The sequence below is a fragment of the Atribacterota bacterium genome, assembly GCA_028703475.1.
Classification (GTDB): domain Bacteria; phylum Atribacterota; class Phoenicimicrobiia; order Phoenicimicrobiales; family Stramentimicrobiaceae; genus JAQVMU01.
The window spans coordinates 1-13,835 of the sequence record JAQVMU010000044.1 but is presented as its reverse complement, the minus strand read 5'-3'; the positions used below and the strand labels follow the sequence as shown (position 1 = coordinate 13,835).

Sequence of the window (13,835 nt, the reverse complement as noted above, 5' to 3'; positions counted from 1 at the left end):
CCCTGTGTGTGATTCGGGGGAACTGTAAATGTTGTGCAGGCACTTAGCGGCACCAGTAGAAATAATAATATATAAATAAAAATCATACATTTTTTATTTTTCATTAGTTTTAACATAATTTTTTATTCCTGGTTTTTTTTATTATATTATCATAAATTGACCATTTGGAATAGTGAAATAAAAAGAGTATCTGGTTTGATTAAACAGATACTCTTTTTATTTAAATTATTTGAATTAATATAAAAAATTATAACAGTTTTGGATTATTAACAAATTATTTGGAATTAATTAAAAAAATCTATCAAAAACGACGTTTGTTCCAAACATTGGATTAAAATATTCTGTATGACTAACATAACCCCATTCATCCTCTAATCTTATAGCAGCTCCAGAGGGAACACCACTGATATTAGCTGCTCCCCAAGGTATAAGGTATGCTCCAGTGGGGACACCGTTTACGTATACATTACCATAACAGTCTCCACAAGCCGAAATAACTTTTATAGTATAAGTTGTAGGTTGAGTGTTAGGAGGAACAACAGGAGTAGGAGCACAACCTGTTAATATTACTAAAATACTCAGCATTATTGCAAATAAAACAATATTTTTCTTCATTTCTTCATACCTCTTTCTTTTAATGAAACTTTATTTGTTTTTGATAATATGCTACTATAAAACTAAACTAGTATATTAAAAAAATACTAAAAACACAATTTTAACAAAATAATATTTGTACAGTTTTAATTAATGATTGCAATTAGTAATAAACAGAAAAAAAGAATATAAAATAATATTATTACAAACATCCCTCCCTTCCTAAAGTCCTTCTTAAAGGTTTGGCAAAGAATAAAAATATTTGATGTAAGTATTTTATGCTTCAAATATTTTCACAAAAAATATTAATTGGTAACAATATTCACTCTATTATAACCATCAGTTATAGTTTGCCATTTATCTCCATAACGACCTAATAAAGATGGTGATTCGAAAGCTTCAAAATGATGGTACCCGGTAGTAATATTTGAAAGAGTGATTTTACCCGAATTGTCAGTTCTGCCAAGATAATTGCCATCAACATAAATATCATATGTCCAGCTATCATTGGTAATATTAATTTCAACAATTGGACTGCCAGGTATCAAAACTATACAACCAGTTAGAAAGATAGATAAAAATGAAAGAACAAAAACTACTAATAACAATTTTGACATTTGTTTCTTTTTCATTTATTTGCCCTTACCTTTACTTGTTTACATTATTTTTTTAATATTATAAGATAATTTTATAAAACATACAATAAAAAAATTATGCCAACATTGCTATATTTGGAAAAATATTACAAAATATAAAACTATCCAATTTATTATAGTTTATTATTTTAAATATTTCTTTATTTGTGCTAATTTCGAGTCGTGTGGATGGGTTCAGCCTGTTGAGAACTGATCCCATGATATTTTTTTATAAGCTTTTCAAAAATTTTCAAGAATAAGGTTTAAGTATTTGAAGTAATAGGAACAGGGAATCTTTTTATCTTAATTAAAAAGGAATATTTAAGAATGATTCAAAATTTGTAATCTGGGATTGTTTAAGTGTGTAAAAAAGGTCTAAATAGTGATAAAATACAAACATTGCAATTACTTAAAGTTAGTAATTGGCATATTAATAAAAGAATCATAATTTTATTATTACTTATTGGAAATAAAGGAAAAATTCAACAGTAAATATTACGGTAGCTATTTGTGTTATTAAGCATGTTTGTTTTATAATTATAAATTAAATTGATTCTAACTATTTATTTTAAGCTTCTCAAAATGTATGATAAAATCATATTTATACACAAAAGATAAAGGAATGTAATGATATTGGGGAAAGGTTTTTCCCAAAAATCATAAAAAGATATAATGAAGAATAATAGAAAAGCACTCTTAATATTTATTTTTTTGATAATTGCCGGTGTAGTTCTGGTATTGTACCTTAACAGCCGAAAACAAGAGCCCGGAGAAAAATTATCATCTGATGAGGCCCTGGAGCAGGCGATTGAGGATGTTATTGTTGATGAGCCGCCTGTCAGTATGAAACAGGGACAGGTTATTGGTATTAAGGATGAAAAAAAGGAATGGCTCATAGAAGCAGATAGTATTACTATAGGTGAAGATAGAAATACCACTGTTTTTGAAAATATAAAAGAAATGATTATTTATAAAGATGAGGAGCCGGAGTTAACAATTTCGGCAAACAGTTGCGTGGCAGATATGCAAACAAAGGATATGGAGTTGAAAGGTGATGTTGTAATATCAAACTCAAATGGCGACTCATTAAAAGGAGAAAAAATTCTCTGGCAATCAGAGGCAGAGAAGATTTTCAGTGAAGATATAGTAGAAATGCAGGTTGATGATCATTATATTATTGCCGGAGGTCTTTCCTCCAATATAGAAATGACTCAAATTGAGATGTTTAAGAGGGTGACAGTGGTTATGAAATTATGATTATTTAAGTTTTATTAAAATGGAAGACATTGGTTCAATTATCAGCATTTAAAATTTTATCAGATTAATTTCAAATGCTGATGCTGGAACTTCCCATAAAAAAAAGGAGGACGGGAATAAGAAGATGAAGAGAAGAATAAATATAGAAATATTTACATTGTTTTTTTTCGCATTAATGATAATGATTTTATCAATTCCCATATTTGCCCAGGAACAGGAACAGATTTCTGACCAGGAAACTAATGGTGAGCAAGAATCAACTGTAGAACTTACTGCAGATCAGGTAAATTATGATAAGGAAAATGATCAGATGGTCTTTGTGGGTAATGTGTTAATAATCCAGGAAGACACCACTCTTACTGCTGAACAAGCTTCCTTTGATGTAGATACCAAAATTGGCCAAATATCAGGAAATATCAAATTAATCAAAGATGATATAACTATTATCGGTGAAGAGTTAGAGGCATTTCTTAATGATAAACGGTATATTTTTGAAAATCAGGTAGAACTGACTCAGGAGAGAGAAGATGATGCCGGAGAACCGGATAACCTTACCTGGGTATGTCAAAAACTGGAGATTTTTACAGATACAAAAAATATGAATGCCACTGGAGAAGTGTTGATTACAAAAAAAGATTATACTATTATTGCCCAGGAAGCGATTTATAATGACGCTGATGACATAATAACTCTGATCGGACAGGTAAAGATTGAAGAAGTTGAAAATGATAGAGAAATTTCCGGAGACAGGGCAGTTTTTCATATCAGCGATGACCGACTTGAAGTAACCGGAAATGTCAGGAGTAAGATGATTTTAGATTAATACAAATAATTATGACGGGGGATTGTTATGCTGATAAAAAATTATAAGAAAAAATTATTACTGTATTGTATATTCCTATGTACTATTGCTTTACTGATAAGTGGTTGTGCCCGCTGGCCTGATGATCCTAATGGAGGGGGAGGTACTGGAGAGAAGCAGTTGACTGTAAAAGTTGAAATTAATAACGATGGTCAAATCAATACTACTGATGGCAAGTACTATATTGTCTTTGATACAAATGAAGATGCTGCATTTCCACCGGATAAGGATTTAAATAATTGGGATGATGGATTTTATTATACAAGATTGGATATATTTGGATTCAGATTTGGAGAGGTAGGCGGTACTGAACGAATTTTATCCGGCTCAGCACAAGAAGGGGATAATTATTTTCAGGTTACTGTCACTCTGGCAGAGTTAGGGAACCCTGAAAAAATATTTATGAATGTAATTACCACTGATACAGACAACGACACATATGACTATTTAGAAATGGGTCCGGCTTTAGATCTAACAATAAATACCAGTATTATACCATCAAGTAATAGTGTTGAAGATGAGCTGGGAGATTCTACCAACGGCCTGGATTATGATATTTATAGAGTAACAACAATACTGTCTACACCATAAAAATGTCATAGGGACGGTTCTCTTGACAATATTACAATTGAATATTATGATTATTGAATAAAATATAAGATATCGCTCATTAGGCAAGAAGGATATAAAATATGCCTAGATTACCAAGAAAGTATAATGATATTGGTATATATCACATCATGGTTAGGGGAAATGCAAAACAAGACATATTTATCGATGATCAGGATAAAAGGAAGTTTGTTAAAACAATCTTACAGAAGCGAAATGAAGGTCTATTTAAAATTTATGCCTTTTGTATTATGAATAATCATGCTCATCTTGTAGTTAAAGAATTAAAAGAATCAATTTCTAAATTTATGAAAAGAATAACCACGAGTTATGCATTTTATTTTAATGCGAAATATGAAAGGATAGGACATGTTTTTCAAGATCGCTTTAGAAGTGAGATAATCAAAAATGATTCATATTTACTTTCAGTAATCAGATATGTTCATAACAATCCTGAAAAAGCAAATATTTCATATAAAGAAGACTATACCTGGAGTAGTTATAGAGAATATATTTCTTTTGTTAATTCCAATTTGCCGGAAACAGGAGAAGTTTTAGATATTTTTTCACAGGACAGAAAAAAATCAATTGAAATATTTAAAAATTTTAGTGACCAACCTGAAAAAGGAAAATTTTTAGATACAAGTTTAAATAATGGAGCCAGCAAAAGAGATCTATTTCAATATATAGAAAAGTTTTTAAAAGACAATAATATCAATAAAAAAGATTTAAAAGTAAAAAAATATATCAATCAAAGAAATAATCTAATAAAAAATATTGCTAAAGACTTTAATTTTTCAAAGCGGGTAATTGCAGAAGCAACAGGTATCAATAGGGAGACTGTTAGATTATTGTCAAAAGAACCGTCCCCGTGACAATTATCCGCCGATGGTGATTGATTCTGTTGGGAAAGCATTTATTGAAAAATCAAGCCAGATAGATTTTGTAGACTGACGGTAGTTGATACTGATTTCACGGCAATGTAAATCTCTTACCACACTTATTACACTGTTTCTAATATCAAAATCATCAAAATATACTGACCCGCTGTAGCTTAATTTCCATTCATCACTAAGCTTGAGTGACATTCTTGTATCAACTCTTTTATTCCATTCCATATTGTTTAAGTCGTAATAAGTGCTTAGATAAATATCATAATCATCTTTAGGTTTCCATTGTGCCCTGATGCCTAAGTTACCAAAAGATTCAGTTACAAAATTATAATTAGTAGACAGGTTTATCTGTAAATCACTATGTGGAATTAAAGTAATCCTGGCACTTGCAGATTCAGATAATTCGCTCAATGTGTCAAAATTAAACGGGGTGGGACCCTCAGACATATAATAGCTATATGAAAAAGTTCCATAAAATTCCGGGCGATATCCGACCTTTAAATCCAATTTACCTCCCAGCTGATAACGGGCTTCCCCGGTCAAATAGACATCCTGCCGGTATAGTCCGGAGGCATTTAGACTGATATTATCATTGATTTTAAAAGGCCTGTTAAGATTAATAATATATTCTCCCCTGATATTATCCTGGTCTGTAGCTCCTTCATAGTATCGGCCAATTGAAGCATCTACACTATAACTTATACCTGTGTCTTTTATCTTGGTACTGGGTTTTTTAAAAGTAAGTTCAGGTAATTTGTCCAAAGTATTTGGGCTATTTTCACCGCTAAAGAGCCCTTCATTTAAATCAATCTGCTTTTCAGTTACCAGATTTAAGGTATAGCCATTACCGCTATACTTTAATACCCATTCGGGACGTAATTGATGGTCAGTCTCACCACTTGCCGGGCTGTTGGATGTATATAGAATATCGAGGTTTGAATCAAGTTTGTCAGTAATTTTATTATCATAAGATAATTTAATATTACCTGAACTGCTTGTAGAAGTAGTCTTATTAAAATTATACTTGCTGGTAATAGTTAATAGAGAGTCATCCCATTTTTTATAAATATAAAAATCCGGTTTTATGCTATGAGATGAATTGTCAGCACCATAATTAATTGTTCCGTCATAGGTTACATTTGCCCTTAGCTTAAAATTGTTTTCAAAATTTTGCCAATAATTGATTTTTGCATCCAGGTCAAAAGTTTTAACATCTTTTCTTTTCAAACCATATAGGTATAAAACTAATTCACCATCATCAACTTTTTCTTCCCCTAATTCAAAGGTGTGTTCTATACCTGCCGCCAAACCTTTTTTTTGCATCCAGTCCAAATAAACACTTCCGTATGATTCTGCGTCCCTTACATAGTTAAACTGGTTTTTTAGAAACCATCCTTCACTGCTGCTTTGTCCTATATCAGGCCAGTAGGGGAATTGGTTTTTTCCCCTCAGGAAAATCATAAAGGAGGGAAGGGTAAATAATTTTCTTTTACCCTCATACCAGGAAACTTTTTTGGCTATAATTTTATCATCAATATAAATAGTAATCTGTTCGGCTTCAATGTGCCAATGAGGTTCCTCTAAATCACATGTGGTAAATACGCCATTGTCTATCTCAACGGTCTCTACAAAGTTTTCCAGTCTTCCGCCCTGATAATACACCTTACCCTTAATCTTATCCCCGGTTGCCTCTCCTGACATATCATCCAAAATAATTTTTTCAGTTTCCCAATTATAATTTAGAGCAGAGGAGGAATAACTTTCTTCCCCTTTTCGGAAATTGACCTGCTCCTTGGCAATTAATTCATTATCATCTACTCTGATCTCTATAAAATTGGCATTTAGTCTTATATCCTGATAAGCTAAGTCAACCCCTTCTCTGGCTATTATTACATCCTTTCCATCAATTATCTGATAGCTTATAGAACCGGCATCAATATTTAGTCCACCTTCTACAATATCTTCCTCTTCTTCAGCCATTTCATCCTCTTCAGATTTTTCCTGAAAACTGAAAAATCCCCCGGTTATAGATTCCGCAATAGGGCTGTATTCATCATCATAACCGGTTACCTTGAATTGCCATTGGTATTTGTGCTTGATTGTCAGTTGCGGACTACTTTCATTATTATCATCGGCATTTTCATTGTTTTCATCGTCACTAATATTATTATCATCTGCTTCATTCTCAGTTTCTTCAATCATTTCACTTTCGTTTTCAGGGGTTATTTGTATCTCAGAATCAGCATCAGCTTCAATAATAATGTCTGAACTCTCATCTTCTGAAAACAATTTTAGGCTGCTAATATTAAAGTCTTCCACTTCAACTCTAAGCACTTCTTCCTCATCAGTTAAATCGAATAGAATAAATTCCCCTTCAGCTGAAAAAATTGCATTTTTATAAGGGAAGGTGGTGATAGAGATTGAACTCCATTTAAACTCAGGATTATCTTCAATTACTATCTCATTGTTAACAGGATATTCAGCCTGGCAGGATGGTAACCAGAAATCAACATTCATTGTATCAGTAGTTCCGACAGATTCATTCTGCCAGTATCCCTGGACATAGTAGCTATAAGTATTCCCGTCTAAAATATTTTCATCAATCCACCAAAACTGAAATCCCTCATCTTCATAATCAATGTTTCTGATTTCAGTAAAGTCTCCCTGGTTAACGCTCCTGAATATCTTATATTCATCGGCTCCCCCAAAAGCAAGCCAGGCAATCCTTACCTCATGTTCAGTAAAACCTTCTTCAAAACGGGTGATGGTATAAGCACTGATGTCTTCGTCAAGAAAAAAATCCTGAGCATCAGCAACACAAGCAAAGGGAGAAACAAAAGATGTCAGGAAAAGCAGATATACAGCAGAAAAAAATATTAGAAAATTTTTATCTTTCTTTTTCATAACCATATTAATAATACCTGTATTAAATTAAAATTTTTATTAATGCTAAATTATTTTTCCTATATTCTTTAAACTTTAAAAATATCCCTATATATCCTTTATATGGTAAACATTAAATCTTATATATGGTTTTTGTCATTACAGGATTACCCTTTATTAATATTAAGAGGTAATCATTGTAATTCTATACTTTGTTGCCCGCTTTCTTTTTTTATCTAAAAACTTTCTATCATTTATTCTGGTGTGATTTTCTCTTTACCATTGTTGCATTCTTCCAATCATTCATCCTTGCAAACATTCATTTACTCAACATTTACTCGATACTACATACTATATATCCGATAGCACTTTTATGTCTTTTCCGCCTGATAAACCAGAAAAATACCCAAAATAAGGAAAAGTACATTAGGCAGCCATGAGGCAATAAAAGGGTCTATCATTCCACCTCTCCCAAGTGAACGGCTGAGGGAATATACAACATAATAGACAAAAACCAATCCAATACTGATAATAATACCGGTAGCCTTAGTGCTCCTTTTCATTTGAGTTCCCAAAGGTACTCCCAGTAGTGCAAATATTAATCCGGAAAGGGGATAGGAAAATTTTACATGATAATCAACTTCAAAATTTTTAGTGTCCACACCGGCATCAGATAATATTTGTATTTGCTGTTTCAATTCCCTGCTGGTCATTTCTTGAGGGGTCCGCTGATTTTTAAAGAAATTCTGCAATTCATCTTTTACATTAATCTCCATTTCCTGGAAACTCATTTCATAGGTTATTTTCCCATTTTCATTATAATTATAGATTGTTCCATTCTTTAATTCCCATGTATCTTCAACCCATTGTCCCTCTACAGCGGTAATTACCCTGGGGAATCTCTCCCTGGTCATCTCGTAAACCATAATTTCCCGCATAATCATAGTATCTTCGTCAAGACGGTTTATATAGAAATACCGGTTTTCAGCATCCCTGAAAAATACATTTCGCTGAATCTGGGGAGGCCCCTTCTTTAAGACTATTTCTCTGATAATATTTTGAGATATATGATTAGCTTCCGGCACGATATAGTCATTGGTTAAAAAAGATAAAATGCTTATAATAATTCCTGCAATTAAAAAAGGCTGCATTATACGGCGAAAACTTATTCCACCGGTACGCATTGCGGCAATTTCATTATTTGTTGACATCTGTGATATAGCCAGCTCACTTGATCCTAATAAAGCAATTGGAAAAGTTAAGACAAGAAAAGCGGGAAGCCGATATATTAGTAATTCCAGAACATTAAAAAAGGGAACTTTTTTATTGATAAGCATTTCCATTAATTCAAACATTGTTTCCATGATAAGCAGAATAGTTAAAAGGGCTACCACACCCAGAAAAAAGCTCATAACTTGAGTAATAATATAACGATCTATTATTTTTACACCTGGTAATTTCACAAATTATTCCTTTCAATATCTGACGTAAATAGTTAATAGTGAATTAAAAACTTATTAATCAATTTATAAAATAGGATTATTTCTTAATTAGTATAACATAAAATTTTTTAATGAAAAATTTTTTTGGTTTATAATATGATATCTCTAATAATTTATAGTTCTAAACCCGTTACCTGTTTCTTGATTGTAAGAAAAAAATAAGATATAATCACAAGTGAATTTTGTTCAGGAAAATCTTTTTTAATATTCAGGAGGTTCTGTAAAATGAAAATAAAAAACCCGGCTCAGAAAACTACCCAAAATATTTCATTATTTCTTTCATTAGTATTGGTTGTTACTCTCTTAATCTCTATATCTTTTACTGCAGTTTGTCAGGTTAATGAAGAACAACAAATACCATCAATATATGTAGCTGAATTTTATGAGCCAGGCTGTCATGACTGTGAAAGAGCAGAACAACTTCTCAATCAGATTTCTTTTGAGTATCCCCAAATCGAGATAAAAAAGATTGATATTTCCTCACCTGAAGGTGTTACTATAGCCGAACAGCTGGGTGAAATGTATGGTGTATCTGAATATGACCGTTTATTAGTACCGGTTATTTATATTGGAGATGATTATTATCTAAGGGATGAAATCACATATGAGAATATTATTGGCACGATTGAGAAAATAAAAGATGAAGAAATTCCCCCTCCCTGGGAGCGTGTCCAGGAAGACAAATCTTCAGTTCAGGACCGTCTGGTAGAAAGATTTCAATCATTCGGTGTCGGAGCTATAGCAGTAAGCGGATTGATTGATGGTATAAACCCATGTGCCTTTGCCACTATCATATTTTTTATATCATACTTGACCCTGGTAAACCGTCAGGGCAAAGAATTATTATGGGTCGGGGGGATATTTACACTGGCAGTATTTCTTACTTATTTCCTTATTGGAACAGGGGCACTGAAAGTAGTAACCACCTTATCTTTTTTACCTCTTGCAAGAAAAATATTCTGCTTCGTCACCGCAGGTATAGGTATTATATTAGGAACAATCAGCCTGTTGGATTATATTAAATTTAAAAAGACCGGTCAATCTTCAGAGGCCACTTTACAACTGCCTCCTAAAATAAAACAATTAATCCACTCAACAATACGAAAAAACGTGAAAACAAGACATTTTGTTATAATGGCTGCTGTAACCGGATTTTTAGTCTCTATTCTGGAGCTTGCCTGCACCGGACAGATTTATTTGCCAACACTTATTTTTATAAGTCATGTTCCGGAATTAAGGGCTAATGCGCTTATCTATTTATTGGTTTATAATCTAATGTTTGTAGTGCCTTTGATAATTGTATTTCTGTTTACCTACTGGGGAACAAGCTCCCAGCAGTGGGCAGAAATAACAAAAAAGAATTTTGGCAAAATGAAATTGCTGATGACAATCCTGTTCTTTGGTCTGGCAATTTTATTAATAACAACCGGGATAATATTTTAGATTTGCAGCTTTTATATTACCTGGTAAAGGAGAATGACAATGAAAAATCACATATTAATAGAAAAAACAGTTATTCCTTTTATTATATTTATTATTGGAATATTTATAGTTTTTAATATTTCTGTCATTGCCCAGAATAGAGAAGAGCCTGTTCAAAATGAACCTGGTGAGCTGATATCAAAAATTAGCTGTTTAGAGCAGGGTAAAGAGCTTTATCGGGAACAAAAATATGATGAGGCAATAGAAAAGCTGGAAGAGTGTGCAGAGCTGGACCCGGATAATCCGGAAATATTTTTTTTTATAGCCCAGTCTTATTTTCAACAGGGACAGAGCCGCTCATTATTTAGTGGCAGAAAGTATTACAAGCAGGCATATGATGTATCCGATACAGCAATTAAAAAATATTTATTACAGATTGAAAATTATCCTGATAAGGAACATACTAACGAGTATCTAAGGTTAGCTTATATGTATGAGATTCGCAGCATAATACCAGGTGTTGATGAATACCAGGAAGCCCTGGATATCTATCAAAAAATATTAATCGAAAAACCCTACCTAACCAGCCCTTATATTCATATGGGCTGGATATATTATCAGCAGAATGATTACCAGGCTGCCATTGATATATATTTGAAATACCTGGAATCAGGGGCTAAAAGTGATTCTGTTTACTACCACTTAGGCCTATCTTATGATAAAATAGGTGAAAAAGAAAAAGCCGAATATTATTTCCAACTTATTTTGGAAGAATTTCCCGATACAGAGATGGCTGACAGAGCCAAAAAAGAATTGTAACAGGATGGTTTTATGAATAGAAAACAAATAAGAAATAATAAGATAAAAAGAAGTATCAAAGGACTATTCACAGTCACTTTTTTGGGATTATTCATAATATTTACACTATTTTTTACAGGATGTAATGCTTTTAATCCTCAAACAGGTTCCCTGGAAGGTGAAGTACACAGGCAGACTATTGATGGCTCTGTTCCGCTGGAAGGTGCCCTGGTGACTGTAAATGGTGCAGAAAACACAGCCCAGTCTGACCAGGAAGGTTATTTTTTACTCAACGAAGTTCCTGCAGGAAAAAGAACCGTGACAATAATAAAAGATGGCTATATTACAGCCAAATTAATTAATGTTTATATAGAGCCGGATATAGTTAATGAAGCAAATATAGGACAGCCGGTTATTTTAAAGGCAAAGGAAGACCGTGCTGTTTATGATATTGCGATGGAATATTACCAGCAGGAAGATTACTCCCAGGCATTAACAGAGTTTCAGAGTCTCATAGATAATTACCCTTCAAGTAGCTGGGCGGATGATTCCCGGTATCAAATTGCCTGGTGTTACATAAACATAGAAAACTATACACAGTCAATTATTGAATTTGAAAACTTACTGCTTAATTATGCTGACAGCGAATACAGGGATGATGCGCAATATTATATGGGCTGGTGTTATGAAAAAAAATTAGGTTTACCTATACCGGCAATCATGACTTACTATTCTCTCTTGCTTGAATATCCTGATAGTGAATGGGCTGATGATACCCAATTGGGAATAGGTAATTGTTACTATGTTACCCAGGATTATGGTAATGCTATAACCGAATACCAGAAGGTCATCGATAATTACCCTTTAAGTGATTTGTTGCCCCTGGCACAATACAGTATTGCACAGAGTTATCGTCTGGCCTATTATCGTACTACTGCTATAGAGGAATACAGAGAGCTGATTTTAACCTATCCTTACAGTGAATACTGCGGGCCATCTCAATATTATATAGGATACTGTTATTATGAAAAAAATGATTACCAAACAGCTATTTCTGAATTTCAGAAAGTCCTTTATAATTATCCTAACTCTACCTGGCCTGATGAGAACAGGGAAGTAGCGCCAAGCGCACAATTCTATATAGGCTGGTGTTATGAAAAACTTTCATTATGGGCTGAAGCCCTGGAAGTATATCAGTCTTTAATTAACAAATATCCGGGAAGTACATTCAGTGACGGCAGTTCTATCCCCGTATATGTGAAGGAAAGAATAGATTGGATTAATGAAACATATTTTCCGGAATCCCCGGAAGAATGAATAAAACTTTGGGGTCTTTGACATTTATTAGAAATGTCAAATGTGAAGACCTGACCCCCTTTGAAATACTAAACATTTATTTATTGGATAACAATATTATGCCCCATGATGATTTAAAAATGATTGAAGCATGCCTACTGGGAAATACACAGGCATTTTCCGGAATAATAAATAAGTACAAGGGAATGGTTTATAATCTGGCTTATCGTATGTGTGGTAATATTCATGATTCTGAAGATATTGCCCAGGAGGCATTTGTAAAGGCATACCAGTCGCTGTCCCATTATAATTCTGCATTTCGTTTTTCTACCTGGCTTTACCAGATTACTTTAAATGTTATCAGAGACCGGATGAAAAGAAAAAATATAGACAGCATCTCCCTTGACACACCTTTCCCTGACGGCAGACCTCTCCATGATAATTTATCTATTGACGGGAAAAATAATCCTGAAGAACAAATGGCAACCCGTGAACGTGTTGAAGGAGTACAGAGGGCAATAATGTCTTTGCCTCTTCAGTACCGTGAGATTATTGTTTTGCGCCATCTACAGGATTTAAGCTACCGGGAATTAGCCTCAATATTAAAGGTATCTCCTGATACCGTAAAGATTCGCCTGTACCGGGCGAGGGAACAGCTAAAAAGTATTTTGAAAAAAAATTAAAATTTTGTGTAACTTTTTTCTGTTTAAATCGTATAACGTTGTAGAAGGCAAAAAATAAATCCAAATTACATTATAATTAATGAATTGTTAAAAGGTAAAAAAATGAAATGTAACCAGGCAAACAAGTTAATAAATGAATATTTAGACCAGCACTTAGCGGAAAGTGAAAGAAAAGAGCTGGAAAATCATATCCAATCATGTCCTTCTTGCCAGAAAGAATTAGAGGATATGAAGCATCTCTTTTCTGATATTAGCTTGTTAAGCAAAAAACAGGTAGTTCCGGAAGGATTGACTCAGGCTGTCATGAGTAAGATACAAAATAGCGGTGTAGAGATTCAGCCATCATTCTGGGAAAGATTAAAGCATATTCTTACAATGCCCCGCTTTTCCCTGCGGTGGAT

Annotated in this window: 13 protein-coding genes; 9 read left to right on the top strand and 4 right to left on the bottom strand. The window is 33.2% G+C overall.

The features are described from left to right. Positions 1 to 288: 288 nt before the first annotated feature. On the bottom strand, positions 289 to 615 hold the full coding sequence (locus PHQ99_05780) for a hypothetical protein (protein ID MDD4289077.1): 327 nt from the start codon (positions 613 to 615) through the stop codon (positions 289 to 291). 284 nt (positions 616 to 899) lie between these two features. After that, positions 900 to 1,226: a hypothetical protein gene (locus PHQ99_05775; protein MDD4289076.1), complete on the bottom strand. Its 327-nt coding sequence runs from the start codon at positions 1,224 to 1,226 to the stop codon at positions 900 to 902. 675 nt (positions 1,227 to 1,901) lie between these two features. On the opposite strand from PHQ99_05775, the gene lptC reads away from it, so the two are divergent. The 4 genes from lptC to PHQ99_05755 all read left to right on the top strand — a co-directional run bounded on the left by lptC (position 1,902) and on the right by PHQ99_05755 (position 4,832). Then, entirely contained in the window at positions 1,902 to 2,486 is a 585-nt protein-coding gene (lptC, locus tag PHQ99_05770) for an LPS export ABC transporter periplasmic protein LptC (GenBank protein MDD4289075.1), read from the top strand. A gap of 124 nt (positions 2,487 to 2,610) precedes the next feature. Then, positions 2,611 to 3,309, top strand: coding sequence for an LptA/OstA family protein (locus PHQ99_05765; protein MDD4289074.1), 699 nt, complete (start codon positions 2,611 to 2,613; stop codon positions 3,307 to 3,309). A 27-nt stretch (positions 3,310 to 3,336) separates the two neighbouring features. Next, entirely contained in the window at positions 3,337 to 3,939 is a 603-nt protein-coding gene (locus PHQ99_05760; protein ID MDD4289073.1) for a hypothetical protein, read from the top strand. A 101-nt stretch (positions 3,940 to 4,040) separates the two neighbouring features. After that, positions 4,041 to 4,832 (top strand): transposase, encoded by a 792-nt coding sequence (locus PHQ99_05755; GenBank protein ID MDD4289072.1) that lies wholly within the window; start codon positions 4,041 to 4,043, stop codon positions 4,830 to 4,832. Positions 4,833 to 4,835: 3 nt separating this feature from the next. On the opposite strand, the gene PHQ99_05750 is transcribed toward PHQ99_05755, so the two are convergent. Together PHQ99_05750 and PHQ99_05745 are read right to left on the bottom strand one after the other, a co-directional pair. Then, entirely contained in the window at positions 4,836 to 7,754 is a 2,919-nt protein-coding gene (locus PHQ99_05750; GenBank protein MDD4289071.1) for a hypothetical protein, read from the bottom strand. Positions 7,755 to 8,104: 350 nt separating this feature from the next. Further along, positions 8,105 to 9,196 (bottom strand): LptF/LptG family permease, encoded by a 1,092-nt coding sequence (locus PHQ99_05745; GenBank protein MDD4289070.1) that lies wholly within the window; start codon positions 9,194 to 9,196, stop codon positions 8,105 to 8,107. Between the two features lie 264 nt (positions 9,197 to 9,460). Between PHQ99_05745 and PHQ99_05740 the strand changes: the two genes are divergently transcribed. From PHQ99_05740 to PHQ99_05720, 5 genes are all read left to right on the top strand, one after another. Further along, positions 9,461 to 10,678: a hypothetical protein gene (locus PHQ99_05740; protein ID MDD4289069.1), complete on the top strand. Its 1,218-nt coding sequence runs from the start codon at positions 9,461 to 9,463 to the stop codon at positions 10,676 to 10,678. 39 nt (positions 10,679 to 10,717) lie between these two features. Next, the gene (locus PHQ99_05735) at positions 10,718 to 11,476 is read left to right on the top strand and encodes a tetratricopeptide repeat protein (protein ID MDD4289068.1); all 759 of its coding nucleotides are present in this window, start codon (positions 10,718 to 10,720) and stop codon (positions 11,474 to 11,476) included. A 12-nt stretch (positions 11,477 to 11,488) separates the two neighbouring features. Next, complete coding sequence (locus PHQ99_05730; protein MDD4289067.1) at positions 11,489 to 12,772, top strand: tetratricopeptide repeat protein; 1,284 nt, start codon at positions 11,489 to 11,491, stop codon at positions 12,770 to 12,772. Next, complete coding sequence (locus tag PHQ99_05725; GenBank protein MDD4289066.1) at positions 12,769 to 13,434, top strand: sigma-70 family RNA polymerase sigma factor; 666 nt, start codon at positions 12,769 to 12,771, stop codon at positions 13,432 to 13,434. Before PHQ99_05730 ends, PHQ99_05725 begins: the two co-directional genes overlap by 4 nt. Positions 13,435 to 13,536: 102 nt before the next feature. Continuing rightward, a partial coding sequence (locus PHQ99_05720) for an anti-sigma factor (protein MDD4289065.1) occupies positions 13,537 to 13,835 on the top strand: 299 nt, incomplete at its 3' end.